This is a genomic window from Massilia sp. LMS1-1-1.1 (assembly GCF_040815535.1).
Classification (GTDB): domain Bacteria; phylum Pseudomonadota; class Gammaproteobacteria; order Burkholderiales; family Burkholderiaceae_D; genus Janthinobacterium; species Janthinobacterium aestuarii.
Map to the genome: position 1 here is coordinate 1,093,732 of NZ_JBFPNG010000001.1, position 23,416 is coordinate 1,117,147.

A 23,416-nucleotide genomic window follows, 5' to 3' on the forward strand; every position below is an offset into this window, starting at 1 on the left:
TGACATCAATGCCGTGCAGGCCGCGAGGTGTGACAATGCAGTTCGAGGATTTCGACCTTTCTACTCCCGATACCGGCCGGCATGCCGGGACGGCGCCCGATGCCGACGCACCGGCCGCCACGGCCGTGCGCCTGCAATATCTGCTCGACAATACACCCTCCATCATCTATTGCACCGTGCCCAGCGGCGACTTCAAGATGACGTTTGTCAGCAACAATGCCTTGAATGTGCTGGGCTACCAGCCAGAGGAGATGGTTGCCGATCCCAATTTCTGGTTCGACCACATCCACCCCGACGATGCGCCCGGCATTTTTTCCAGCCTGGCGCAGATCTTCGTCGAAGGCGCGCGCGCCTATGAATACCGCTTCCGCGTGCGCGACGGCAGCTACCTGTGGATGCACGACAGCCTGCGCCTCGTGCGCGACGAGCACGGCGTGCCGTTCGAAGTGATCGGCTCGCTGACCGATATTACGGAACGCAAGCGCATGGAAGCGATGCTGCAGGCGCGCGGCGAAGAGCAGCAACTACTGATCAGCAAGCTGCAGGAAGCGCACGACCAGCTGCTGCAATCGGAAAAAATGGCCTCCATCGGCCAGCTGGCGGCCGGCATCGCGCATGAAATCAATAACCCGATCGGCTTCGTCAACTCCAACATGAGTTCGCTGCAAGGCTATGTCGGCACCCTGTTCGGCGTGATCGGCCAGTATGAGGCGGCGATGCGCGAGACGCTCGACGGCCCGGCCCTGGCCGCGCGCGTGGCCCAGGTGCGCGACCAGGCCGACCTCGCCTTCCTGCAGGACGACATGGTGGACCTGGTGCGCGAATCGATGGATGGTCTCAAACGCGTGCGGGACATCGTGCAGTCGCTGAAGGATTTTTCCCATGTGGGCGAGACGGACTGGCAAGTGGCCAGCCTGCACGCTGGCCTGGACAGCACCCTCAACATCGTCGCCAACGAATTGAAATACAAGGCGCGCATCGAGAAGCACTATGGCGAGCTGCCACAGATACTGTGCCTGGCCTCGCAGCTGAACCAGGTGTTCATGAACCTGCTCGTCAACGCGGGCCAGGCCATCAGCAGCGATGGCGTGATCAGCATCCGCACCGGCCATGCCGGCGACTGGGTGTGGGTGGAGATCGGCGACACGGGCGCCGGCATCGCGCCCGAACACCTGAACCGCATCTTCGAACCGTTCTTCACCACCAAGGCCGTGGGCAGCGGCACGGGCCTGGGCCTGTCGCTGTCGTACGGCATCGTCAACAAGCACGGCGGACGCATCGAGGTGGCGTCGGAAGTGGGCCGTGGCACGCGCTTTACCGTGCACCTGCCCGTCACGCCGCCGGCGGCCCCGCCAGCGCCCTAACCTTCCCGCCCTAGCATTCCTTCAAGGGCGCGTACACGCGGATGCTCAGGCGCCCGCCATTCTTGCCTTCGAAATCGAGCAGCTGGGAAATCACGCGGGCCGTCAGCACGTGTTCGGCCGCCAGCAGCATCAGGCCGTCGCGGCTGATCAGGTCGCGCGACAGCACCATGCCCGGCTCCAGCTGGCCCGACAGCACGGTCAGGTCGCGCGCCGGCGGCTCCGTTTCGTCCATGATGCTGCGGAAAGCGGCCACGACGGCCGGGTCGTAGCGCTTGCCGACGCTGTCGTAGATCAGGGTGCGCGCTTCCTCGGCGCGCAGGCTGCGCTGCACCATGGCGCCGATCTGCAAGCCGTCGTAGTCCGACGCCAGCGCCAGGATGCGCGCGCCCATCGGAATGGCCAGGCCCACGAGGCCATCGGGGAAACCGCCGCCGTCGAAGCGCTCGAGCTGCGAGCGCAGGATCACGGAAACGGCGCGCAGCTCGTCGAGCGCCATCAGCAATTGTTCGGCGCGCAGCGGATGCTTGCGGAACGCGGCCAGCTGCTCACCCGTCCAGGCGCTGGCCGGCAGTTCCAGCACGTCGTCGCTCAAGCTGAGCTTGCCGATATCCTTGAGCAAGGCCGCGATGAACACGTCGCGCGCGTCCTGCCCTTCCAGGCCCAGCGTCTGCGCCAGCTTGCGCGACAACTCCGCCACCCTGCGCGCATGGCCGACCAGCTTGCCGCCGCGCATTTCGATCAGGTTGGAAAACACCTTGATCGTCGTCACGAACGTGGCCTTCAGGCGCTCGTTGGCCGCCTGCACCTCGTCGTGCGACTGTTTCAGCTGCTGCGTGCGCGTGGCTACCTTCGCTTCCAGGCTGGCGTTGAGCGCCTGCAGCTCCACGTTTTGCCTGGCCGTCAGCGCTTCGAGGCGCAGTTTTTCCTGTTCCAGCGCGCGCCGTTCCAGCGCGTGGCGCACCACCAGCACGATATCGTTCTCGTCCCAGGGCTTGGTCACGTAGCGGTAGATCTCGCCCTGGTTGATGGCGTCGAGGATGGACTGGATGTCGGCATAGCCGGTCAGCAGCAAGCGTATGGTGCCGGGCCAGCGCTGGCGCACCTGGGCCAGGAACTGCGCGCCATCCATGTGCGGCATGCGCATGTCGGAAATGACCAGGTCCACCGTCTCGCTCTCGAGCAGGGCCAGACCGGCCGCGCCGCCATCGGCCGTCAGCACGCGGTAGCCGTGCGGGCGGAACAGCCGCCGCAGCGACGACAGGATATTCGGTTCGTCGTCGACGCACAGGATGGTGGGCGGCGCGGCCGCGGTGCTGGCGCTGGTACTGATGCTCATACTCATGCTGTCCTGTTCGGTCATGGTGCGACGGCCTGCGCCTGGCGCACGGGCAAAGTGATGCGGAAGGTGGTGCCGCGGCCGATGACGCTGCGCACGTCGATGCGGCCGTGATGCTTTTGCACCGTGGTGTAGGCCAGCGACAGGCCCAGACCCGTACCCTTGCCTACGGCCTTGGTGGTGAAGAACGGATCGAAGATGCGCGACAGGTGTTCGGGCGCGATGCCGCCACCCGTGTCCTCGACCTCGATCCACACTTCCGTCGCGTTGTCGCTGCCCGTGCGCAGGGTGATGCGCCCGCGCTCCTCGTTCATGGCATGGGCCGCGTTGACGACCAGGTTCATGATCACCTGGTTCAGCTCGGAAGGCTGGCATTCGATATCGGGAATGTCGCCATACTCGCGCACCACGTCGGCCTTGTACTTGACCTCGTTATTCACGATATTGAGCGTGGTATCGATGCCCTGGCGCAGGTCGGCCCAGACCCACTCCTGGTGCGCATCCGTGCGCGAAAAATCCTTCAGGTCCTGCACGATGCGGCGCACGCGCGAAATGCCCTCCTTCGACTCGCCCATCAGCATGGGAATGTCGGTGCGCAGGAAATCGAGGTCGATCTGTTCACGCAGCGCCCGCAGGCGCGCCGCCACCACGGGGTCGGCGACGGCCGGCTCGGCTTCCTCATAGGCGTCGAGCATGCTGAACAGGTCGTCCAGATAGCCTTCCAGGGTGCCGAAATTGGAAAACACATAGCCGATGGGATTGTTGATCTCGTGCGCCACGCCGGCGGCCAACTGGCCGATCGAGGCCAGTTTTTCCGACTGCAGCAGCTTTTGCTGGGCCAGCGACAGCTTGCTGTTCAATTCCGTCAGGGCCAGGTTACGCTCGCGCAATTCCAGATCGGCGATCTGGCGCTGGCGGATATCGTCGGCCAGGCGCTCGTTCATTTCGGCCAGCTGGGCCGTGCGCTCGGCCACCAGGTGTTCCAGGTTGTCGTGCGCCTTGCGCAGCGCCAGTTCCGCAAAGCGCCGCTCGCTCACGTCGCGCAGGGTTTCGATGGCGCCCACCAGACGCCCCTGACGGTCGCGCAGGGGCGCCGCCGTGAAATGCAGCCAGTGGCCGTCGGGGCCGATATGCGCAAAGAAATCCTCGGCCTCGTAGGCGCCGGGGATCACGGAAGAGCGCTTCAGCTTGCCAAGGTAGCGGTCATTTTCACCGAGCGCGATATCATCGGCCACCAGCAGGTCGGCCAGGCAGGCGCGCGGCTGCATATAAAACGCCTTCCAGTGGTCGCGCGTGCCGACCATCTCCGCGGCCGTAAAGCCCAGCAACTGTTCGCAGGCGCTGTTCCAGTGCGTCACCACGTGGTCCGTGTCGATGGCGAAAGTGGCCACGGGATGGCCGTCGAAAAACGCCGATAGCGCGACGGAATCACCCTGGCGGCGCTCCGGCGTGACGGGCAGCACCTGCCCTGCGTCTGTTTCCATGGCCTCTTTTTTGTTCATGCCAGCATGATCCGCGACATTTCATCAAAAGTGTGTTCCGTTTGTCCCAGCAGCGCCAGCCAGGCCTGTTCATCCAGCGCGATGCTGCGCCAGCCCGCAGGCGACAGCGGTGGCACCAGCGCATCGTCGACGCCGGCCAGGTCGAGCGCCAGGGCGACGGCATTGGCCAGGTGCACGGCCAGCGGCAAGCCGCCCGCCTCCAGCCGGTCGATGGCGTGGTGGTCGGCCACCGCCTGCTGTATCGCCTCGGGGAACTTCCAGTAGGCGGCCAGGGCGCTGCCCACCTGCGCGTGATCGATGCCGATGACGGCCAGTTCCGCATCGGCCATCTGACAGTCATGCGCCTGGCGGTAGCTGCGCACGAGCGCATGCTCGGCCGGGAAGCGCGTCACCAGCACCAGGGTGCCCAGGTCGTGCAGCAGGCCGGCCGTGAACGCCGTTTCGGGATTGACGCGCAAATGCGGCGCCAGCAGGCGCGCGGCGACGGCCGTGGCCAGCGAATGGCGCCAGAATGCCTGGAAATCGAAGCCGCCGCTGACGGGCGCGAAGCTGCCCGTCAGGGCGCAGGCCGTGACAACGGTGCGGATGCTGTGAAAGCCCAGCACGGAAACGGCTTGCGGGATGCTCGTGACCTTCGATTGCATGCCATAGAACGAGGAATTGGCGATGCGCAGGGTCTTTGCCGCCAGGCCCTGGTCCAGCTCGATCTTTTGCGCCAGCACGTGCACGTCCGTGTCGTCCTGGTCCATGCTCGACAGCAGCTCCAGCACCACCACGGGCAGCGAGGGCAGTTCCTGGATCTGGCGGATGATGTGTTCAAAACTGAGCCGTGTCATGTGGCGCCCCCTTGCCGGTAGCGCTGCAGCAGCGCCAGCAGTTCGGCCCCGGCGGAATCGGCCGGCGTGGCGCGGAACAGCACGGCCAGCCGTTCCAGGCGGCGCACCCGTTCCTGCTCGGCATGCGCTTGCGCGACGGGGTCGACCACCTCGTCCATGACGACGTGGCAGCTCTCCACATTGCGCCTGCGCAAGGCCGTCAGGTTCGCCGCCGTCAAGGTGGCGCCCTGGGCCAGCAGCACGGTGCCGCTGGCATCGCTCAGCGCCTGCGCCAGCACCATGCCTTCCTGCGCCTGTTCCATGGAAATCTCGCGACCACTTTCGTTCACGCTTTCACTCATGTACCCACTCCATGGCGACTGAGGGTGACGAGACTGCCGCGCGAACGCGAATGCAGGCCCATCGGATGGACGGCCACGGCATACGGCTGGCCATCGATGGCGGCCAGGCGAGGTGCGCCCTGCCCGTCGAACAGCTGCGGCAAGACGATCGCCGCCTCGTTGCCCAGCAGGGCCGCGCCCCGTTCGAACAGATTGGCCGCCGCCGCGTTGATGAAGGCGATCATGCCATCCTCATCGAGCCCGATCACGGGCAGCGGCAAAAATTGCAGCAATTCGCGCGCGATGCCGAGGCTGACTTCGTCGCGGCTGATCTGATGCTGCTGCTGGCGCACCAGCGCCTGCATGGCGGCATTGGCCGCCGCCAGCGCCTGGTTGGCGTCGCGCAGCTGCGCATTGAGGCGCGCATTGTCGTCGTCGATGCCCTTCAGGCGAAAGGCTTCGGCGATATGTTCGCGCAACTGATGGTCTTCCCAGGGCTTGGTGAGGAATTTGAAGATGGCGCCCTCGTTGACGGCGTCCGTGACGGCTTGCAATTCCGTATAGCCCGACAGCATGATGCGTATCGTTTGCGGACACAGCAGCTTGGCCTTGCGCAGGAAGTCGGCGCCCAGCATGCCGGGCATGCGCTGGTCCGACACGATCACGTCGACCGTATGGCTGGCCAGCACGTCCAGCCCTTCCTGGCCGCTGTTGGCCGTCAGGATATGGTAGCCATCGCGCCGCAGCAGCCGCTTGAGGGAAGCGAGGATATTCGGCTCGTCATCGACCAGCAGCAAGGTGCGCGGCGGGGCCACGGCCTGCTGCCCGGCATCCGCCGCCAGCGCCGCAGTACCCGGCATGCCATGCTCGTCGTGCACATCCATCGGACCATCCTCTCATCGCCATGGCGAAATCGGAGCTTGCCTGGAGGGGGAATCTGCCGCACGTGACAGTCTTGCTAGTCTTGCGCGGCAGCCAGCTTGCGTTGAAATTATACGACTAAATATTCCCGTATGACACTAATCCGGCACTTATCCGGCACTTATCCGCGCTGTGCAGGACAAGGCGTGTCGCGGTAAAACACAAAACCGCCCAGGCCGATGGCCTTGGTATCGGCTTTCACGCCATACACCAGCGTGCTCCTGTCCGCCTCAATGCGCAGCAGGTTCATATGTTGGACGATTTGCGCGTGCGATAGTTCAAGCGACGGCGTCGGCGCCAGTTGCAGACGCAGTTCGGACGCGGCGCCATCGTACGCCCAGCGGCCCGGGTTGAAAAAGGCGAAACCGCCATCGAAACGCAGGCTGCCATCCTTGAACTGGGTCAGGCAAATGCCGGGAAATTCGCTGGGCGGGTTGTACCAGGTGGCGGCCACGGCGGCATCGGCAGGCGTCTTGCCCGGCATCTGCATGCCGGCCGAACCATTGTTTCCGCCCATGCCGGCGCAACCGGCCAGCGCCGCGATGCAGGTGGCAGCGGCCATCCGTTTGATCATGATCATGTGCATTGCCGTCCCCTTGCTTTATAGAAACATCATCTTAAAGCGGGACGGCTGGCCGTTCAAGCGGCTAGCGCACATAAGGCGGATTTAATTGCCCTCGGCCGCCTTGGCAGCCGCTTCGCGCAATTTGTCCTTCTTGCTCTTGCGCGCGCCCTTCACGCCGCCATTCACCGTGTCCGTGACGGGGTTCACCGGTGCGGGCAATTCCGTCGGCTCGAAACCGGCCACCACTTCGCGCACGATGCGCAAGTCGTTGCGGTTTTCGATCAGGCGGAAATGCGCTTCCGTGTCGGCCGTCACGAAACTGATGGCCGTGCCGCTTTCGCCGGCGCGGCCCGTACGGCCGATGCGGTGCGTGTAATCGACGGCAGAACGGGGCAAGTCATAGTTGACGACGGCCGGCAGGCCGGCGATGTCGATGCCGCGCGCCGCCACGTCGGTGGCCACCAGCACCTGCAAGCGGCAGGCCTTGAAGTCGGCCAGCAGCTGGCTGCGCGTGCCTTGGCTGAATTCGCCGTGGAAGGCGCCCACGTGCAGGCCCGCGCGCTGCAGCTTGTCGGCCACGTGTTCGGCCGCGTATTTGGTGGCGACGAACACCAGCACGCGCTCCCACTGCTGCTGCAGGATCAGGTAGCGCAGCAGCTGCGTGCGGCGTGGCACGTCGACCGTGATGGCGCGCTGCACGATGTCGGGCTTGTCCTGCGGTTCGGACGCCACCTCGATGCGCACGGGTTCCTTGAGCAGGCTGTCGGCCAGCGTCTGCACGCTGTCGGGGAAGGTGGCGGAAAAGAACAGGTTTTGCCGTTTCGCTGGCAACAGCGCGAGGATGGCGTTGATCTCCTCGCTGAAACCCATGTCGAGCAGGCGGTCGGCCTCGTCGAGCACGCACAGCGACACGCCGCCCAGCTTCACGGCGTTCTGGCGCACCAGGTCCAGCAAACGGCCCGGCGTGGCAACGACGATATCGGCGCCACCGCGCAAATCCATCATCTGCGGATTGATCGACACGCCGCCGAACAGCACGGAAATCTTCAATTTGATCGGCAACGGCTTGGCCAGCGCGTGCACCGTCTGCCCCACCTGCGCCGCCAGCTCGCGCGTGGGCACGAGGATCAGCGCGCGCACCTGGCGCGGGCCGGAAACGGGCGCCATCAGCGCCTGCAGCAGCGGCAGCGCATAGGCGGCCGTCTTGCCGGAACCCGTCTGGGCCGCGCCCAGCACGTCGCTGCCGCGCAGGATGGCGGGAATGGCGGCCGCCTGGATGGCCGTCGGCGCGGCATAGCCGGCCTTGTCAACGGCGCGGACCAGGGCGGGAATCAGACCCAGTGAGGAAAATGGCATAGCGGGCCTTCTTTATTCGTAAAGTGAGACCGGCCGCGAAAGGCGGCCGGTCGGATATGGCGACAGTATAAGGCAGACAGCTACTGGCGTGGCATTTGCAGCTTCGGATAACCCGCGTCATCGTAGCCCGGCATGCCGCGGCGGATCGCGTGCGAAAAATCCGCATCGCCGTTGGCCGCCCGCGCGCGCGCCGTGACGTGGCCCCCATCGCGCAGCTGCTGGAAGGTCTGGCCGGGCACCAAGCCCTGCACGTCGAACAGATAGCGGTCCAGGTAGCCAGAGGCCATCAGCCGGTAGTCGAGCGGCAGGCCCGGCACGATGCGGCGCACCATCTCGAAGACGATGGTGGTGCAGTTGGCCGTCAGCGTGTTGTAGAACTGCGGCTGGTTCTTCAGCGCTTGCGCCTCGTCCAGATAGGCGAGAAACAGCGAACGCATGGCCGCCTTGGGCATCATGACGCGGTACAGATGCATGTCCTCGCCCCGCGCATTCGTGCGCACGCGCAGGATGTCGCGCTCGTCGGCGGCGATCAAGCTCATCTCGAAATGCTTGAAAAAGCCGCCGATGGCGGAAAAGCTCTCGCCCTTCTCCTTGCGGATCTCGATGGAAAACGTCAAAAAGCGCCCGTCGGCAAAGCCGAAGGAAATCAAGGTATGCGCGATGTAAGGCCCCGTCCAGTACGACAGTGCCGTGTCCACCGTGCGCAGTTCGTCGAGGTCGTAGCTGCGCTGCTCCCACTTGACCGTGTAGTCGTCATCGCTGCGCCAGTCGAAATTGCGCACATTGTCCAGTGTGACGAGATTGCCCTTGACCGTGCCCGTCACATTGCGCGCCACGTCGTCGGCCCACACGCGCTGCTGCTTCGGCGCGATCAGGCTCCACCACACGAGCAGCAGGATAAACCCGGCCGCATACGGCAATAGCACGCGCGCGTCGCCGCGCATCCACCACAGCGCGATGCTGGCCACGCCCAGCGCGCCCCACAGCAGCGCGCCGATGCCTTGCGCCGCCGTGCCGCCGGACAGCTGGTACCACAGCGCCAGCGCACCCCACAATGCAGTCAACAGGATAATCAGGGAAACGGCCATTTTGCCGAGGGTGGCCAGCACGGAGCGGGCACGCAGTGATAAGAAAGTCATGCCGTGATTATAGTGGCAAGTGCAGATATGCAAGTATTTCGGACGTGCCATCCCATCGTCGTTAGCGCCGGCCCGGCAAAGGAATCGAAGTAGGCTCACTGCCATGGCATGCGGCCACATCCATCGCAGCACAGCTAGAATACCGGCATTGCCACTTTGCTGAAAGCGCCGCCATGCATGCCCCCATCCCCATCCTGCGCAGTTTTTCCGAAGCCAAAGCGCGCGAGTTCTATCTCGATTTTCTCGGTTTTACCCTGGACTGGGAACATCGCTTCGAACCTACGGCGCCGCTGTACCTGCAGGTGACGCGTGGCGACCTGGTGCTGCACCTGTCCGAACACCACGGCGACGCCACACCGGGCGCGGCGCTGCTGATCCCCGTCGACGATGTCGCCGCCCTGCATGCGGAATTGCGCGACAAGGATTACCCGTATGCGCGGCCCGGCATCCGCGACGAGGACTGGGGCCGCATCCTGGAAGTGGCTGACCCGTTCGGCAACCGGCTGCGCTTCTGGCAGCGCGGCGAATAACGCTATTGCCCGCTCAGCGCACGCATTTCCGCATACAGGTTCGCCTTGCCCTCGAAGCCGATGCCGACGAGGTCCGGCATGGTGATGTGGCCATTTTCGACCTTGACGCCATCGGGAAAACCGCCGAAGGGCTGGAATAAATCGGGATACGATTCATTGCCACCCAGGCCCAGGCCGGCCGCGATATTCAGGGACATCTGGTGGCCGCCGTGCGGGATGCAGCGGCTGCGCGACCAGCCGTGCTGGTGCAGCATGTCCAGCGTGCGCAAATATTCCACGAGGCCGTAGCTGAGGGCGCAGTCAAATTGCAGCCAGTCGCGGTCGGCGCGCATGCCGCCATAGCGGATCAGGTTGCGCGCATCCTGCATGGAAAACAGGTTTTCGCCCGTCGCCATCGGCTTGTCGTAATAGCTGCGCAGGGTGGCCTGCAGCTCGAAGTCGAGCGGGTCGCCCGCCTCTTCATACCAGAACAGGTCGTACTGGCGCAGCGCCTTGGCGTAGGCGATCGACGTGTCCAAGTCAAAGCGGCCGTTCGCATCCACGCACAGCTTTTGCCCATCCTGCAGCACCTCCATGATGGCGTCGATGCGGCGCAAGTCGTCATCGAGCGAAGCGCCGCCGATCTTTTTCTTGACCACCGTGTAGCCACGGTCGATGTAGCTGCGCATCTCGTCCTGCAGGGCGGACAGGCTCTGGCCCGGGTAGTAATAGCCGCCCGCCGCATACACGAAGACTTTTTTATCGGGCACGCCCGTGCCATGGCGCTCGGCCAGCAGCTGGAACAATGGCTTGTTGTCGATCTTCGCCACGGCATCCCAGATGGCCATGTCGATGGTGCCGATGGCCACCGAACGCTCGCCATGGCCGCCCGGCTTTTCATTCATGTACATGCAATCCCACACCTTGTGCGGATCGAGGTTGCTGCCGTCATCCGTGACGAGCGAAGCGGGATCGGCGTCGAGGATGCGGGGGATGAAACGCTCGCGCATCAGCATGCCCTGGCCGTAGCGGCCATTCGAATTGAAGCCGTAGCCGACGACGGGCTTGCCGTCGCGCATCACGTCCGTGACGACGGCTACCAGGCTCAGGGTCATCTTGCTGAAATCGATGTAGGCGTTGCGGATGGGGGAAGAGATGGGGATGGTCTTTTCGCGGATTTCAACGATTTTCATGCGGGTCTCCTGTGGGTGAAAACAATGACGCCAGCTTAACCGCGATAGACAGCCGTATAATCAATAGCAATTTAAACCATTCTTCAATTGAAGTTAATAATGAAAAGCGACGCCACGACGGAAATGGCCTTCTTTGTGCTGCTGGCCAAGCTGGGCAGCCTGTCGGCCACGGCGCGCGAACTGGGCATCACGCCGCCCGCCGTCAGCAAGCGCCTGCAGCTGATGGAGCAGCGCCTGGGCGTGCGCCTGCTGAACCGCAGCACGCGGCGCATCAGCCTGACGGGCGATGGCGAAAGCTATCTGCAGCAGGCGCGGCACATCCTCGACGATATCCGCGCCATGGAGGAATCCCTGGCCAGCGGCAGCGCGGAGCCGCGCGGTCTGCTGCGCGTGAACGCCACCCTTGGTTTCGGACGCACGGTGATCGCGCCCCTGCTGTCGCAATTCGCCCTGCGCCACCCGCAGCTGGAAGTGCAGCTGCAGCTGACGGACAGTCCCATCAACCTGGTCGAGCAGGCGTACGACCTGGGCATCCGCTTCGGCGACTTGCCCGACACGCGTTTGTCCGCGCGGCGCATCATGTCGAACCGGCGCTTCCTGTGCGCTTCGCCCGCCTACCTGCAGGCGCACGGCACGCCGCAGACACCGGACGACCTGGCGCGGCACCGCTGCATCGTGCACCGGCAGAACGACGACGCCTACGGCATCTGGCGCTTGAGCCGTGGCCGCGCCACCCACACGGTGAAAGTGCGCGGCACGGTGGCCAGCAACGATGGCGACGTGGTGCTGGGCTGGGCCCTGGACGGCCACGGCATCCTGCTGCGCTCGGAATGGGACCTGGCCCGCTACCTCGACAGCGGCCGCCTGCGCGTGGTGCTGGAAGAGTACGCGCTGGCGCCGGCCGACCTGTACGCCTATTACCCGAGCCGCCACCAGCTGCCCGCCAAAGTGCGCGCTTTTATCAATTTTCTCATCGGGCAGTTGCAGCCGGACTCGGCCAATACGGGAAAATAGGGTTACACTACAATATTGCGATATGGCAATAATATGAAGGAGTAGGTTTTGCTAGTCATACTCGGATTTCTCGTCGTGCTGTTTTCCGTCTTCGGCGGTTTCGCCATGCAGGGCGGGCACCTGGGCGCCCTGTTCCAGCCGCTGGAACTGCTGATGATCGGCGGCGCCGCGCTGGGTACCTTCTTTGTCGGCAATGACGCCAAGGCCATCCGCGCCACGTTCGCCGCCCTGCCCACCCTGTTCCACAGCTCGCAATACACGAAGGCGCGCTATATGGAGCTGATGGGGCTGATGTATGAAATCCTCAGCAAGATCCGCAAGGAAGGCTTGATGTCGGTCGAGGACGATATCGACGACCCGTACCGCAGCCCTATCTTCGTGAAATACCCGTACACGCTCGGCGACGAGCACATCCTGGAATTCATCACCGATTATTTGCGCCTGATGGTGTCGGGAAATATGGACGCTTACCAGATCGAAAACCTGATGGATAACGAGATCGAGACGCACCATGAAGATGCGGAAATGCCGATCCAGACGATTTCGCAGCTGGCCGACGCCATGCCCGCCTTCGGCATCGTGGCCGCCGTGATGGGCGTCGTGCACACGATGGCGTCCGTCGGCCTGCCGCCGGCCGAGCTGGGCGTGCTGATCGCGCAGGCGCTCGTCGGCACCTTCATCGGCATCTTGCTGGCCTACGGCTTCATCGCGCCGCTGGCCAGCTTGCTGCGCCGCAAGCATCATGAAACGGCGAAGATGTACCAGTGCGTGAAAGTGACGTTACTGGCCAGCCTGAACGGCTACGCCCCGGCCCTGGCCGTGGAATTCGGCCGCAAGGTCATTTCCGCCACGGAACGCCCGTCATTCAGCGAACTGGAAAACCACGTGCGCCAGGTGCGCACGAAGAACTGATTCCAGCGGTTCGCGTCAGGCTTCCGGCGCCGTCCAGACGAGGTTCCACAGGTGGCCATCGATATCCTCGAAGCCCTGGTCGTACATGAAGCCATGGTCTTCGGGCGGATGCGGTATGCGGCCACCGGCGGCCTGGGCCTTGGCGATCAGGCCGTCCACCTCTTCCCGGCTTTCGCAACTGAGGCAAATGACGACTTCATTGGCTTCCTTGGCATTCGCGACGGGTTTGCCGATCAGTGACTGGAAGAACGGCTCGGTCGTCAGCATCGCCTCGATGTTGCCCTCGACGATATTCATGAACGCCGCATTCTCGCCGCTGTAGCGGGAATTGAAGGTGAAGCCGAGGGCGGCAAAGAAGGCCCTGGATTTGTCCAGGTCCTTTACGGGCAGGTTGAGAATGATCTGTTTGTGCATGGCGCTTCCTTGCTTCCCTGGTTGAAGGTGGACTGGGTGGAATGGGCTACCGGTGCGTCCTTCCTGCAACGGTGGACGGCATACCAAATCGACACGCTGGCGAAAAAATGGTTCCTCTAGGATATCAATAAACCAGCACAGTGTTTGCTGGACAATTAAACCACAGCAGCGCTGAACGACTCGGGCCGCTGCGCAAGCAGATGAGACAGTCGTTGCAGGCCCGCCTGCAAGCGTTCACGCTCCTTGATGCTGCCCAACGAGATCCGGATGGCATTCACGGAGTCGCTGCCAGTGGCGAATGCCTCCGCCGGCGTGACCGCGATGCCGGAGCTGGCGGCTGCACGCGCAAGCTGTGAAGAGTTCCAATACGCCGGCAACTCGATCCATACATGCAGGCCGTCACCCAAGCCGCTATAGCGCCCCGCCAGAATATCGCGCGCCATCCGGTGGCGCAGGCGCGCCTCCTTGCGTACGCCTGCCAGCAATCCATCAGCCGAACCGTCGAGTATCCACTGCGTGGCCAGTGCGGCCGTCAGAGGCGCGACCATCAGCGCAAAGGATCTGAGCGCGACCAGGAAACGTTCGCGCTCAATCGGGTCGCGTATCAGCACGAACGCGACACGCAGGCCGGGTGTCAGGCATTTCGACAGGGTGGAGATGTAGATCACCTGTTCCGGGGCAAACGTGGCAACAGGCGGCGGCGGGGCTTCGGCAAGAAGCCAGTAGGGATCGTCCTCGACGATGCGCACATTGCAGCGCTGCGCGATGCTGGCGAGCTCCTTGCGCCGGCGTTCCGGCATGGTGATGGCGGTCGGGTTCTGTAATGTGGGATTGAGGTAGACCAGCCCGGGCTTGTGCTGGCGGCATGCTTGCTCGAGCATCTCGGGCAGCATCCCGTCCTTGTCCGCGTCCACCGCAATGACGTGCCGGCCGAATTGGCTTGCTGCGGCACGCAAGCCGGGGTAACTCATCGGCTCTGCCAGGATGACATCGCCAGGCTCCGTCAGCGCAAGGATCAATGCGGCGATCGCCGCTTGCGCACCGGGACAGACAAGGACCTGTCGAGCATCCAGATGTCCAAACATCGGTGCCAGCCATTTGGCCCCGGCCTGACGGTCGGAATCGCTTCCCCCGCCCAGGTGATAAGTCATCAGCAATTCATTATCTGCCCGCATTAATACCTGAGACAAACCTTGTTTCAGCATGTCGTCGAAGTCCACGCCATCGGGCGGTGGCGGGGTATTCATGGAGAGGTCGAGGATAGCGGTCAATTCGACTTTCGGCGCCGCGACATACGTGCCGCGAGCGCCGCGGCCCTCCAGCAAGTTGCGGCGTCTGGCTTCATCGTAGGCGCGTGTGATCGTCGTCAGGTCGACGTCCAGCTGCGCTGCCAGGTGACGCTGCGGAGGCAGACGGTCACCCGGTCTCAAGGATCCGTCTGCCACCGCAGCCTGCAAGGCATCGGCAATCTGCAAAAAACGTGGCCCCCCGTGCGCGGCCAATCGCGGCAACCAGATCGTCACATTGTCATCTTGTATGGCTTTCAACTGGGACATTTTGTCTCAATGTATGGAGATTGTTTTAAGGTAGTATGCCTTATAACGTGCAGCAACACCAATCTTGTATGGAAGTCGCTGACGTTTCTCCTCGCGCATCCGCATTCGGCACATCGCTGCGTCCGATGCCCTTGTTATTTCATGGGTAGCTATAATGGAAGAGTCAAACAGGATGCCTGGGGATGGTTTGAACGGAAGCTGCTGAAGCAGCGTTTTGAGGCAGTGCTCCTCACGATAGATAGTGTCAAGTAATAGACTGGAAATACTCAAATGATGGATTGGACACCTATAGTCTTCGTTACCTTCAAGGCTCTCGTGCTCGGCACGGGCATGTTCTTCGCCATCAAGTGGCATTACGATCAAGGCAAGAAGGACAAGGATAAGGCGAAGCAGAATCGCGCTGTGCTGCGCGCGAGCGGCAAGGTGGTCGCAGGCTTCATGCTATTGCTCATGGTCCTGGGACTCGTCACCTTCGTCGTTGTCAGGATGGTCGGTTTGGACATGACCTTCCCATAAGATGCCCGCTTCTGGCTGCGGATTCCATCGGTCAGCCGCGCCAGACTCTCTCCGCCATTTACGGGCCCGGCGCCGTCTCATCCGGGCAGCTGACCTCGTCCTCTGGCGTATATAAGGTCATCGGTACGCGCTGGCCATCGATTTCCAGCTCGCGCACTTTCGGCGGCACCAGCTGGAACTCGCCCGCCTGCAGTTTCTCGCGCAGCGGTTTGCAGCGCAGCGCATCCATGGGGATTTGCCCGCGCGCGGTCCAGCTGCCGTCTTCCTTTTCCGCCAGCAACACCGACGAGGCACGCGGGTCATTGCTGATCAGCAGCACGTCCTGCTTGCCATCGCCGTCGAAATCGAGAAGATACGCGTCGCACTGCGGCCCAGCCCGCTTCAAACAGGCGGGAAGGCGCCACGCCGGGCCAACCTGCGTCCAGTCCTGGCGCAGGAAACTCTCCGGCAGTTTCGCCGTGGCCGGGCGCAGGGTCAGGTTGATCGACACGTCGCTCAGCGCACCCGTCTCGTCGAGGCGGTTCTGGCGCTTGAGCATGGCCTCGGCGCGGGCCCGCACGATGGCCGCATCGGGGCCCGTCGTGCGTTTCGTCAATTCCTGCAAGGCCGCCTGGCCATAGCGTGCGCCCTGGAAGCGCAGGTATTCGAAATCGAACTTGTCCACGCCTATCTTGCCGCTGTTCAGGCGCGCCATCTGGCTGGCCACGGAAATGCGCGCCGGGTCGGCCAGCGGAGAGAACAGCGCGAACAGCGCCAGCAGGGTAACAAAGGCGGTGGCCACGTTGACGTTGGCGATCAGGTGCAGCCAGTCGCCATACTTGCTCGCCGCCCATGCGTAACCGGCAGCGTAGCAGGTGGCGATCAGCAGGCAGGCGGCAGCGATCAGGCGGTCGGACGTCCAGCCATGCGACATCACGCGCAGGGTCAGCGCATAGATGGCGATGCCCACCACCCACGGCAGCAGCAGACAAGCCAGACGCGTGCCGAGGCGGATGCCGCGCGCCACGCCATGGCCCACTTCGCCATTCTGGAAGGCCGCATTGATCAGTACCACCAGCACGCCGGCCATGCCCAGCAGCACGGACGCCGCATGGCGCGTGGCCCACAGGCGCTCGAAGCCGATGAAGGGCAAGGTCAGCAGGAAACCGGAGACGAGCACGGCGGCGATCGGCATCAGCCACGACAGCAGCACCAGCAGCAAGGTGCGGATGCCGCGCACGATGGACGGGCGCACGTCCGTGATGTGGATGGCAAATGAAAACGCGAAGCAGATGACGGGAATCACGAACCAGGCCTGGCCCAGCAGTTTTTTCAGGAAACTGAGCTTGATCAGCAGGAACAGCTGCCCGCCCAGCCACAGCACCAGCCACAGGCCCAGCACGAACAGCAGGGAAAACAGCAACTGGATGCCGAGCTTCCAGGCGATTTCAAAGTAGGTCGGATAGCGGGCGATGCGCTGGCCATCCTGGGCGCTGGCCAGCACCAGCGCGTGGGCGATATAAAAGCCGACGACGCAAAAACCGAACAGCTGCGCGGAAATGACGCGCAGCGGTGCGCCCGGCTTGTAGTTGCCCCAGATCACGTGCTCGGCGCCGCGCGCCACGTCATGCCAGGCCAGCACGGCCATCACGACGGCGGCGCCCGCCATCCACAGGGCGATGCGCTTGACCGACATATGGCCCAGGCTGGACACCAGCAGAATGGGCAGCAGCAGGCTGATCAGCATCAGCGGCGCCAGCAGATAGGCTTCCGTGGCGGGCCACACCTTGTCTTGCGCCGTGCTGTACAGCCAGTACAGCAGCACACCTTGCAGCAGGCCCGTCACCAGACGCGTCACCGCGATGCGCGGTGCCACCACCGGATCGAGCAACGCCATGTTTTTTCCAGCGGCATCCTGCTGCATAATCATCCCTTAATAGTCGTTTATTGCTGTAAAGCACGGCCATTATTGCATTTCGTTATCGCCATCTCAACAACGATTCGTGCGCGCGCCCTGCCGGCGCGCCTTCGCTGCGGCGCAATGGCAAGCTTTGCGCAAGGCCCCAGGCCAGTTCCGGCACGAGGAACAGCCACAGCAGCGGCTGGCCCGTCGTGAACAGCGCCCACGCCATCCACGTGGAAAACAGATAGCGGGCCGCCGCATCGAAGCGGCCGAAGCGCGGCTGCGGGTCCAGCATGCGCAGCACGGACCAGACCATCACCACGCTGCCAAACAAGCTGCTGATGAGCAGATGAAACGGTCCGAAGACGGGCAGCGGCAGGCCGCCCAGGCTCACATTGACGGCGTTCAAGTGCTCGCGCAGCAGCAAAAACGTCCACGGCGTGGCAAACGGGGCTGTCATGAGCACATCATAAATGGCGCTGGCGCGCACCACGCGGCGGAAGGCGGAAACGGACAACATGGGAACTCCTGTCTATGGAAAGCGTCCATGATCAGGGTTGGAGTACACTCCATGGTCAAGCATTTTATGAAAGAAAAATCACCATGCAGATCGGCGAGATGGCGCAGGCGACGGGCTTGAGCCGCGATACCCTGCGCTTTTATGAAAAGCGGGGCTTGCTGCGCGCACGGCGCGGCGCGAATGGCTACCGCGACTACCCGCCCGAGGCGGCCGACTGGCTGCGCTACCTGCGCACGGCGCAGCAGCTGGGCTTTACCCTGGCGGAAATCGAGGCCGACATGCCGCTGCTGGCGGCCGCCGGCGATCCCGCCACGGCGGACCTGCTGCGTGCGGCGCTGGCGCGCAAGCTGGGTGAAATCGATGCGCGCATCGCGGGATTGACGCAGTTGCGCGGCGAACTGGTGCTGCGTATGGGGCCGGCAGCGGCCGCGTGTCCGTTGCGCGGAGATGCCGATGCCAGTCACTAAACCCGCTACACTGCTGCCGTGGCTATTCCTGCTGGGCGCGGGCGGCGCGCAGGGCGCCGAACTGGCCTGCGGCGACTTCCTGTCCCAGCTGGGCAAGAAGCCCGCGTATCTCGTCTACCAGGGTTGCCAGCAAAACAGGGAACGCCAGGACCAGCCGTTCGAAGCCCGCTACGCGGTGGACGGCAAGCATGCGCAACAGGCGGAAGCGTACCTGCGGCGCGCGTATGGCTTGCCCAGGCTCAAGCGTTATTGCTGCGCCTGGGACAGCACGCCCCACTCCTGGCGCGACCGCCGCACCGGCTACGGCTATGTGCTGCTGATGGGCTCGGGGGAGACGCTGGTCAGGACGCGCGACGCCTGGCCGCGGATCGACCGCTTTGTCGTGCAGGTCGACGGCTACGCGCAAGACCCTTGATGCAACCCTCTCAATCGAGTTCCTGCCGCGCCACCAGGATGCCATCCGCATCGGCGTAGATCCAGTCGCCCGGATGCACGGCCACGCCGCTGACCTGCACGCGCACGTCGCGCTGGCCGGCGCCCGTCTTGTTGCTCTTGCGAGGATGCGTGGCCAGGGCGCGCACGCCGATCTGGCAGACATTGATTTCCTCGCTGTCGCGGATGCAGCCATCGACGACGATGCCGGCCCAGCCGTTGCTTTCCGCCAGCACGCCCAGCTGGCCGCCCACCAGCGCGCGGCGCAGGCTGCCGCCGCCATCGATCACCAGCACGTGGCCCTGGCCCGGCGTTTCCAGGGTGCTGCGCACGAGCGCGTTGTCCTCGAACACTTGCAATGTGGTGGCGGGGCCGCTGAAACGCATGCGCTGGCCGAAAGCGCGGTACACGGGCGGCAGCACGGCCAGGGTGCCGTCGTCGAGCATGGCCGCATAGTCGTCGCACAGGTCGGTGGTGGCAAAGGTCATGGGGATTCCTTTCGTGGCTGATGGCAACGATTCTATGCCTTTTGCAACGCCGCGGCACGTGTTTTGCCGCCCACGCCCACGGCCGTGGCAATCGCCAGCGCCTGGAACAGGCCGATGAACACGAACAGCAGGGCCGGATGGTCGCCATCCATCAGCGCGCCAAAGAACAGGGGCCCGACGGCCAGGCCGCTGTCGAGACCCGAATACACGACGCCATACACGCGCCCGGTGGCATTCTTCGGCGCCGCCGCGCGTATCATCAGGTCGCGCGACGGTCCCGCCACGCCCGACGTCAGGCCGATGGCGCCCATCAGCACCACGGCGCCCCAGGCCGGCACGGCGGCCATGGACAGCAGCACGGCCAGCAGCGCGGCAGCGGAAAAGGCGATCGCCACGTTGCGGTCCGGCTGCTTGCTGCGCGCGCCCACCACGCCGCCGGCCAGCATGCCCACGGCCGAGGCCAGCATATAGGCCGTATAGGCGCTGGTGGCCAGCGCCAGGCTCATGCCGTACAGCTTGACGAGGGCCACGCTGGCAAAGCTCTGGATGCCGCCCAGGGCGATGGCGGTAATGAAGAAGAAGGCAAAGCACATCCACACGGCCGGCAAACGCAGAAAGTCCAAGGTGCCCTCGCCGCCTGCCGCCTGGCCCGGTGCGGCCTTCTTGACAGGCTCCGGGCGGATGGCGTGGCGGTTCAGGAGCAGGATCAGCAGCACGCCGAACGGCAGTACGGCCGCGCACTGCAGCGCGATCCGCCAGTCATAATGGGTGGCAACGTAGGTCATGAACAGCGGTGCCAGGGCCCAGCCGATGTTGCCGCTGATGCCATGCACGGAAAAGCCGTAGGCCACGCGGGCCGCCGACACGCGCTGGTTGAGTATCGTGTAGTCGGCCGGATGGAACACGCTGTTGCCCATGCCGGCCAGCATGGCGCCCAGCATCAGCGCCGCATAGCTGTGCGCGGTGGACAGGGCCAGCGCCGACACGCCCAGCAGGAAGATGCCGGAAAACAGCACGGCGCGGGCGCCGAAACGGTCGACGACAAAGCCCGCCAGCGCCTGCCCCACGCCCGAGATGATGAAGAACACCGTCATCAGCAAGCCCAGTTCCGCATACGACAGGTCGAAGGCCGGTTTCAGCCAGACGAACAGGGCCGCGAGGATCAGGTGGTAGAAGTGCGACACGCCATGCGCCAGCCCCACGAGGGCAATGACGCGCGCATCGCTGCGCAAGGTGGGAAGTTCGGATGCCGAGTTAGTTGTTATCATGTCATACCCTGTCTTATACTGGTGAAGCTCAAGTGTATGCAAAATACCATCGTCTGTTTTCCGACAGAACGACATAATTTATCGAATTAAGGCCAAGCTGATGGGTGTACCTATCCTCCACCATACGCGCATGTGTCCACCTCGGGAAGCGCCCAGCGCGACCATCCCCGTGACCATGGTCGCGCGCGACCTGCAACCCGATGAATTTCTCTTGCCGCACAGCCATCCCTGGGGCCAGGTGACCATGGCGCTCGAAGGCGTGCTGCGTATTACCGCCAACAACAGCAGCTGGGTACTGCCGCCCATGCGCGCCATCTGGATCGCGCCCAATGTGGAGCATGCCGTCACGATACTGGAAAAAACCCGTTTGCGCCCCCTGTGCATCCATGCCGCGCGCGCGCCATTCACGGGCCGCGACTGCAAGGTGCTGGAAGTGTCGAACCTGCTGCGCCAGCTGATCATGGCGCTGGAGCAATTGGACCCGGGCCAGGAACCGGCGCGCGAAGCGCTGCTGGCCGAACTGATTCTCGATGAATTGAAACGCTCGGACACGCGCCCCATTCGCGTCCCCTTGCCCAGCGACAAGCGCCTGAAAACCCTGTGCGACAGCCTGATCGAAAAACCGGGCTTGAACCAGACCCTGGAACACTGGGCGCAGCTGGTCGGCGCGTCGGAGCGTACCCTGGCGCGGCTGTTCGAACGGGAATTGGGCATGAGTTTTGGCCAGTGGCGCCAGCAAGTGCGCCTGGCGCACGCGGCGCCCCTGATCGCGCGCGGCGTGCCGTTGTCGCAAGTGGCCGAAGAACTGGGCTATGCCAGCCAGTCGGCCTTTTCCGCCATGTTCAAGAAGACTTTCGGCAGCTCGCCATCGGCCTTCTTTGCCCAGGGCGAGCGCTCTTAAGCCATGAAGTCGAATAAAGAATTCTTGCCGGTATAACCCGGCAAGGCCGAGTTCGTTCCCATCTGTTCCTGGGCCGAATAGGCTTTGATCAGCGCCTGCGCCTGTGCCGTCAGCGCCTTGGCCAGCACGGCTTTCTTGTTGGTCAGGGTGGTGATGTCCTTGCCCACCGTCTGCACTTCCTTGCGGATAATGCTCGTTTCGCCCGTCAGCTCGCCGATCTTGCTGGAGAACTGGTCGGCCACGCCCTTGCCGTTATTCGTAAACAGCTTGCTGACGGCATCCGGATCGGCCGCAATGGCGGCCTTGAGCTTTTTATCGTCAAGCACCAGCTCGCCGCTCTTGCCCAGGGTCACGCCGGCGCTGCTCAGGATGGAGGCGGGCACGCCCGTGCTGGCCGTGCGCAACACCTGCTCCATCTGCGACCGCACCTGGCCCAGCGCCGTGTCGGACTTCAAGTCGCCCTGCTGCAGGCTTTGCAGTTTGCTGTTGAGTTCATTGTAGGCCGTGACAAAGCTGGCCACGTTGGTCGCGATCTGGCTGCTGTCCTTGGCGATGACGAGGTCCGTCACACCCTTTTTCTTCAATTCGATGGTGGCGCCCTCGACAGCCGTCGTCAAGGTATTCGTGGCGCTCTTGATGTCCTTGCCATCGACGGTCAGCAGCGCATCCTGCGCGGCGGCCGTCTGCTGCAGGCCCTTGCCAGAGCCGGGCGCATAGCTGAGCAGATTGCTGACGGCAGCGTCGCCGGACACGCTGATGCGCATGCTGCTGTCGGCGCCGCTCTTGCCATTGATGGCCAGCGAGTAGCCATCGGGCCCCTTGACGACGCTGGCGTCCACGCCCTGCTGTTTCAGGGCGGCGGCGATGCCATCGAGGCTATTGTTGCTGCTGTCTATCGTCAGCGAAATGACCTTGCCGTTGCCGGGCGTAAATTGCTTGCCATCGGCCGTCCCCACTTCGATCTTGACCAGGGCGGGCGCGCCCGTGCCGATCGCCGCGCTCGAGGATTTCTGCGCGCCGCTGAGCAGGGTCTGCCCCTGCGCCAGCTGCTTGACGTTCAGCTCATGGCTGCCGCTGGCGGCCTTGTCGGTGGTGGTGGCACTCAGCACATCCTTGGCGCTCGACGTGGCCGACGTGGCCAGGCCGCTGCCGGCCATGTTCTTGGCCACGGTCTGGAATTTCGCCAGCGCCGATTGCAGCTGGCCCAGGCCCGAGAACTTGGCCTGGTCGCGCGCCAGGCTGGCGTTGAGCTTGACGACGCCCGTGTTCTGCGACTGCATCTGGCGCTCCACCTTCGCATACACATCGGCCGAGATATTACCCTGCGTCGTCTGCTGCGTGTTGTTGGTGTAAGCCCTGCTGTTGATGGTCGAATTAAACATGATAGGCGTTCCCGTCGGGTGTAAGGTCATGACACGCGGTTCAGGTCTTGACCGCATGCTGCGCTAGAAACGGACGGCAGGCGCGCGTGGCGCGGCGGCATCCCTCTTCTGGTTGATAATTATGCAGTATTACCGGAATATCAAAACAGCGAACAGAACAGGTTTTTCCTGACTGCAAAGCCATATGCACCATTCTAGCGCATGTCACTTGCCGCTTATTCCTAGCATGCCTCAGCGCATGAATCTTGAAATGGCGCTGCTGACGGCCATGTCCAGCTGCAGGAAAGTGAGTCCCACCTTGAAACCGGCACTGCTGAAAATGCAGTGCGAGACGGACACGCGCGCCTCGATGATGTGCGCCGCGCCATCGTAAAACAGCTCGAACAGCACCTTGCCCTGCTTGCCGGTCGGCACCGGCTCCGCGATGACGGCCGCCATGCCACCGGGCCCCACGTCGAGGGTGCGCGCCGCCACGGGACCCGCACCATCGATGACCAACATTGCCTTGGCACGCAGAATCTTGCGTGCGCCCTGCCTTTGCTCTACTGACACTGTATTCCGCTTCTCTCTATGCATTGTCGATACGAATTCGCCATGCGAACTCATCGGACAAATATTATAGT

At 63.7% G+C, this 23,416-nt stretch carries 25 protein-coding genes; 8 read left to right on the top strand and 17 right to left on the bottom strand.

Annotation, left to right across the window (positions count from 1 at the left end; all coding sequences use genetic code 11):
* Window positions 1–35 precede the first annotated feature (35 nt).
* Entirely contained in the window at window positions 36–1,364 is a 1,329-nt protein-coding gene (locus MRBLMS1_RS05035; protein WP_485878177.1) for an ATP-binding protein, read from the top strand.
* Between the two features lie 10 nt (window positions 1,365–1,374).
* On the opposite strand, the gene nosR is transcribed toward MRBLMS1_RS05035, so the two are convergent.
* The 8 genes from nosR to MRBLMS1_RS05075 all read right to left on the bottom strand — a co-directional run bounded on the left by nosR (window position 1,375) and on the right by MRBLMS1_RS05075 (window position 9,339).
* Window positions 1,375–2,700 (bottom strand): response regulator c-di-GMP phosphodiesterase, NosR family, encoded by a 1,326-nt coding sequence (nosR, locus tag MRBLMS1_RS05040; RefSeq protein WP_485878178.1) that lies wholly within the window; start codon window positions 2,698–2,700, stop codon window positions 1,375–1,377.
* A gap of 20 nt (window positions 2,701–2,720) precedes the next feature.
* On the bottom strand, window positions 2,721–4,184 hold the full coding sequence (locus MRBLMS1_RS05045; RefSeq protein WP_485878180.1) for an ATP-binding protein: 1,464 nt from the start codon (window positions 4,182–4,184) through the stop codon (window positions 2,721–2,723).
* Window positions 4,185–4,198: 14 nt separating this feature from the next.
* Window positions 4,199–5,038: an HDOD domain-containing protein gene (locus MRBLMS1_RS05050; RefSeq protein ID WP_128142553.1), complete on the bottom strand. Its 840-nt coding sequence runs from the start codon at window positions 5,036–5,038 to the stop codon at window positions 4,199–4,201.
* Window positions 5,035–5,379, bottom strand: a complete 345-nt coding sequence (locus MRBLMS1_RS05055; protein ID WP_456150430.1) for a hypothetical protein — start codon at window positions 5,377–5,379, stop codon at window positions 5,035–5,037. Before MRBLMS1_RS05055 ends, MRBLMS1_RS05050 begins: the two co-directional genes overlap by 4 nt.
* Window positions 5,376–6,242, bottom strand: coding sequence for a response regulator (locus MRBLMS1_RS05060; RefSeq protein WP_128142551.1), 867 nt, complete (start codon window positions 6,240–6,242; stop codon window positions 5,376–5,378). The genes MRBLMS1_RS05055 and MRBLMS1_RS05060 overlap by 4 nt, the downstream gene beginning before the upstream one ends.
* Window positions 6,243–6,400: 158 nt before the next feature.
* A complete protein-coding gene (locus MRBLMS1_RS05065) occupies window positions 6,401–6,859 on the bottom strand; it encodes a hypothetical protein (RefSeq protein WP_485878183.1) in 459 nt (152 codons plus the stop codon).
* 87 nt (window positions 6,860–6,946) lie between these two features.
* Window positions 6,947–8,200 carry a DEAD/DEAH box helicase gene (locus MRBLMS1_RS05070; RefSeq protein WP_436482397.1) on the bottom strand — a complete coding sequence of 418 codons (1,254 nt, stop codon included), beginning with the start codon at window positions 8,198–8,200 and terminating at the stop codon, window positions 6,947–6,949.
* Window positions 8,201–8,280: 80 nt separating this feature from the next.
* Complete coding sequence (locus MRBLMS1_RS05075; protein ID WP_181878057.1) at window positions 8,281–9,339, bottom strand: Lnb N-terminal periplasmic domain-containing protein; 1,059 nt, start codon at window positions 9,337–9,339, stop codon at window positions 8,281–8,283.
* Window positions 9,340–9,512: 173 nt separating this feature from the next.
* Here MRBLMS1_RS05075 and MRBLMS1_RS05080 point away from each other — a divergent pair, with 173 nt between their 5' ends.
* Window positions 9,513–9,869 (top strand): glyoxalase superfamily protein, encoded by a 357-nt coding sequence (locus MRBLMS1_RS05080; RefSeq protein WP_485878186.1) that lies wholly within the window; start codon window positions 9,513–9,515, stop codon window positions 9,867–9,869.
* A 2-nt stretch (window positions 9,870–9,871) separates the two neighbouring features.
* Here the strand turns inward: MRBLMS1_RS05080 and MRBLMS1_RS05085 are convergent, their stop codons facing one another.
* Entirely contained in the window at window positions 9,872–11,041 is a 1,170-nt protein-coding gene (locus MRBLMS1_RS05085; protein WP_485878188.1) for a mandelate racemase/muconate lactonizing enzyme family protein, read from the bottom strand.
* A 99-nt stretch (window positions 11,042–11,140) separates the two neighbouring features.
* Between MRBLMS1_RS05085 and MRBLMS1_RS05090 the strand changes: the two genes are divergently transcribed.
* On the top strand, window positions 11,141–12,055 hold the full coding sequence (locus tag MRBLMS1_RS05090; RefSeq protein WP_128142546.1) for a LysR family transcriptional regulator: 915 nt from the start codon (window positions 11,141–11,143) through the stop codon (window positions 12,053–12,055).
* A gap of 48 nt (window positions 12,056–12,103) precedes the next feature.
* Window positions 12,104–12,967: a flagellar motor stator protein MotA gene (gene motA, locus MRBLMS1_RS05095; protein ID WP_128142545.1), complete on the top strand. Its 864-nt coding sequence runs from the start codon at window positions 12,104–12,106 to the stop codon at window positions 12,965–12,967.
* Between the two features lie 15 nt (window positions 12,968–12,982).
* Here the strand turns inward: motA and MRBLMS1_RS05100 are convergent, their stop codons facing one another.
* A complete protein-coding gene (locus tag MRBLMS1_RS05100) occupies window positions 12,983–13,381 on the bottom strand; it encodes a VOC family protein (RefSeq protein WP_485878191.1) in 399 nt (132 codons plus the stop codon).
* Between the two features lie 155 nt (window positions 13,382–13,536).
* Window positions 13,537–14,937: an aminotransferase-like domain-containing protein gene (locus MRBLMS1_RS05105; protein WP_485878192.1), complete on the bottom strand. Its 1,401-nt coding sequence runs from the start codon at window positions 14,935–14,937 to the stop codon at window positions 13,537–13,539.
* A 270-nt stretch (window positions 14,938–15,207) separates the two neighbouring features.
* Between MRBLMS1_RS05105 and MRBLMS1_RS05110 the strand changes: the two genes are divergently transcribed.
* Window positions 15,208–15,453 (top strand): hypothetical protein, encoded by a 246-nt coding sequence (locus tag MRBLMS1_RS05110; protein WP_128142543.1) that lies wholly within the window; start codon window positions 15,208–15,210, stop codon window positions 15,451–15,453.
* Between the two features lie 58 nt (window positions 15,454–15,511).
* On the opposite strand, the gene MRBLMS1_RS05115 is transcribed toward MRBLMS1_RS05110, so the two are convergent.
* Both MRBLMS1_RS05115 and MRBLMS1_RS05120 read right to left on the bottom strand, forming a co-directional pair.
* Entirely contained in the window at window positions 15,512–17,329 is a 1,818-nt protein-coding gene (locus MRBLMS1_RS05115) for a DUF4153 domain-containing protein (protein WP_485878194.1), read from the bottom strand.
* Between the two features lie 82 nt (window positions 17,330–17,411).
* A complete protein-coding gene (locus tag MRBLMS1_RS05120) occupies window positions 17,412–17,855 on the bottom strand; it encodes a hypothetical protein (protein WP_485878195.1) in 444 nt (147 codons plus the stop codon).
* 83 nt (window positions 17,856–17,938) lie between these two features.
* Here MRBLMS1_RS05120 and MRBLMS1_RS05125 point away from each other — a divergent pair, with 83 nt between their 5' ends.
* Both MRBLMS1_RS05125 and MRBLMS1_RS05130 read left to right on the top strand, forming a co-directional pair.
* Window positions 17,939–18,322 carry a MerR family transcriptional regulator gene (locus MRBLMS1_RS05125; protein WP_070302076.1) on the top strand — a complete coding sequence of 128 codons (384 nt, stop codon included), beginning with the start codon at window positions 17,939–17,941 and terminating at the stop codon, window positions 18,320–18,322.
* The gene (locus MRBLMS1_RS05130; protein WP_181878055.1) at window positions 18,309–18,737 is read left to right on the top strand and encodes a DUF4952 domain-containing protein; all 429 of its coding nucleotides are present in this window, start codon (window positions 18,309–18,311) and stop codon (window positions 18,735–18,737) included. The genes MRBLMS1_RS05125 and MRBLMS1_RS05130 overlap by 14 nt, the downstream gene beginning before the upstream one ends.
* 10 nt (window positions 18,738–18,747) lie before the next feature.
* Here the strand turns inward: MRBLMS1_RS05130 and rraA are convergent, their stop codons facing one another.
* A complete protein-coding gene (gene rraA, locus MRBLMS1_RS05135; protein ID WP_070302082.1) occupies window positions 18,748–19,242 on the bottom strand; it encodes a ribonuclease E activity regulator RraA in 495 nt (164 codons plus the stop codon).
* Window positions 19,243–19,274: 32 nt separating this feature from the next.
* Window positions 19,275–20,510, bottom strand: a complete 1,236-nt coding sequence (locus MRBLMS1_RS05140) for an MFS transporter (protein WP_485878197.1) — start codon at window positions 20,508–20,510, stop codon at window positions 19,275–19,277.
* Between the two features lie 130 nt (window positions 20,511–20,640).
* Between MRBLMS1_RS05140 and MRBLMS1_RS05145 the strand changes: the two genes are divergently transcribed.
* A complete protein-coding gene (locus MRBLMS1_RS05145) occupies window positions 20,641–21,411 on the top strand; it encodes an AraC family transcriptional regulator (protein ID WP_485878199.1) in 771 nt (256 codons plus the stop codon).
* Here MRBLMS1_RS05145 and fliD read toward each other — a convergent pair.
* Window positions 21,408–22,793, bottom strand: a complete 1,386-nt coding sequence (fliD, locus tag MRBLMS1_RS05150; RefSeq protein ID WP_485878200.1) for a flagellar filament capping protein FliD — start codon at window positions 22,791–22,793, stop codon at window positions 21,408–21,410. The genes MRBLMS1_RS05145 and fliD overlap by 4 nt on opposite strands.
* A gap of 231 nt (window positions 22,794–23,024) precedes the next feature.
* Complete coding sequence (locus tag MRBLMS1_RS05155) at window positions 23,025–23,399, bottom strand: PilZ domain-containing protein (RefSeq protein ID WP_329958189.1); 375 nt, start codon at window positions 23,397–23,399, stop codon at window positions 23,025–23,027.
* Window positions 23,400–23,416 lie beyond the last annotated feature (17 nt).

Excerpts from the sequence above, each read along its gene's own strand:
- MRBLMS1_RS05035 (WP_485878177.1), top strand. The coding sequence starts at position 36 with ATGCAGTTCGAGGATTTCGACCTTTCTACTCCCGATACCGGCCGGCAT.
- nosR (WP_485878178.1), bottom strand. The coding sequence starts at position 2,700 with ATGAGCATCAGTACCAGCGCCAGCACCGCGGCCGCGCCGCCCACCATC.
- MRBLMS1_RS05045 (WP_485878180.1), bottom strand. The coding sequence starts at position 4,184 with ATGGAAACAGACGCAGGGCAGGTGCTGCCCGTCACGCCGGAGCGCCGC.
- MRBLMS1_RS05050 (WP_128142553.1), bottom strand. The coding sequence starts at position 5,038 with ATGACACGGCTCAGTTTTGAACACATCATCCGCCAGATCCAGGAACTG.
- MRBLMS1_RS05055 (WP_456150430.1), bottom strand. The coding sequence starts at position 5,379 with ATGAGTGAAAGCGTGAACGAAAGTGGTCGCGAGATTTCCATGGAACAG.
- MRBLMS1_RS05060 (WP_128142551.1), bottom strand. The coding sequence starts at position 6,242 with ATGGATGTGCACGACGAGCATGGCATGCCGGGTACTGCGGCGCTGGCG.
- MRBLMS1_RS05065 (WP_485878183.1), bottom strand. The coding sequence starts at position 6,859 with ATGATCATGATCAAACGGATGGCCGCTGCCACCTGCATCGCGGCGCTG.
- MRBLMS1_RS05070 (WP_436482397.1), bottom strand. The coding sequence starts at position 8,200 with ATGCCATTTTCCTCACTGGGTCTGATTCCCGCCCTGGTCCGCGCCGTT.
- MRBLMS1_RS05075 (WP_181878057.1), bottom strand. The coding sequence starts at position 9,339 with ATGACTTTCTTATCACTGCGTGCCCGCTCCGTGCTGGCCACCCTCGGC.
- MRBLMS1_RS05080 (WP_485878186.1), top strand. The coding sequence starts at position 9,513 with ATGCATGCCCCCATCCCCATCCTGCGCAGTTTTTCCGAAGCCAAAGCG.
- MRBLMS1_RS05085 (WP_485878188.1), bottom strand. The coding sequence starts at position 11,041 with ATGAAAATCGTTGAAATCCGCGAAAAGACCATCCCCATCTCTTCCCCC.
- MRBLMS1_RS05090 (WP_128142546.1), top strand. The coding sequence starts at position 11,141 with ATGAAAAGCGACGCCACGACGGAAATGGCCTTCTTTGTGCTGCTGGCC.
- MRBLMS1_RS05100 (WP_485878191.1), bottom strand. The coding sequence starts at position 13,381 with ATGCACAAACAGATCATTCTCAACCTGCCCGTAAAGGACCTGGACAAA.
- MRBLMS1_RS05105 (WP_485878192.1), bottom strand. The coding sequence starts at position 14,937 with ATGTCCCAGTTGAAAGCCATACAAGATGACAATGTGACGATCTGGTTG.
- MRBLMS1_RS05110 (WP_128142543.1), top strand. The coding sequence starts at position 15,208 with ATGATGGATTGGACACCTATAGTCTTCGTTACCTTCAAGGCTCTCGTG.
- MRBLMS1_RS05115 (WP_485878194.1), bottom strand. The coding sequence starts at position 17,329 with ATGGCGTTGCTCGATCCGGTGGTGGCACCGCGCATCGCGGTGACGCGT.
- MRBLMS1_RS05120 (WP_485878195.1), bottom strand. The coding sequence starts at position 17,855 with ATGTTGTCCGTTTCCGCCTTCCGCCGCGTGGTGCGCGCCAGCGCCATT.
- MRBLMS1_RS05125 (WP_070302076.1), top strand. The coding sequence starts at position 17,939 with ATGCAGATCGGCGAGATGGCGCAGGCGACGGGCTTGAGCCGCGATACC.
- MRBLMS1_RS05130 (WP_181878055.1), top strand. The coding sequence starts at position 18,309 with ATGCCAGTCACTAAACCCGCTACACTGCTGCCGTGGCTATTCCTGCTG.
- rraA (WP_070302082.1), bottom strand. The coding sequence starts at position 19,242 with ATGACCTTTGCCACCACCGACCTGTGCGACGACTATGCGGCCATGCTC.
- MRBLMS1_RS05140 (WP_485878197.1), bottom strand. The coding sequence starts at position 20,510 with ATGATAACAACTAACTCGGCATCCGAACTTCCCACCTTGCGCAGCGAT.
- MRBLMS1_RS05145 (WP_485878199.1), top strand. The coding sequence starts at position 20,641 with ATGTGTCCACCTCGGGAAGCGCCCAGCGCGACCATCCCCGTGACCATG.
- fliD (WP_485878200.1), bottom strand. The coding sequence starts at position 22,793 with ATGTTTAATTCGACCATCAACAGCAGGGCTTACACCAACAACACGCAG.
- MRBLMS1_RS05155 (WP_329958189.1), bottom strand. The coding sequence starts at position 23,399 with ATGAGTTCGCATGGCGAATTCGTATCGACAATGCATAGAGAGAAGCGG.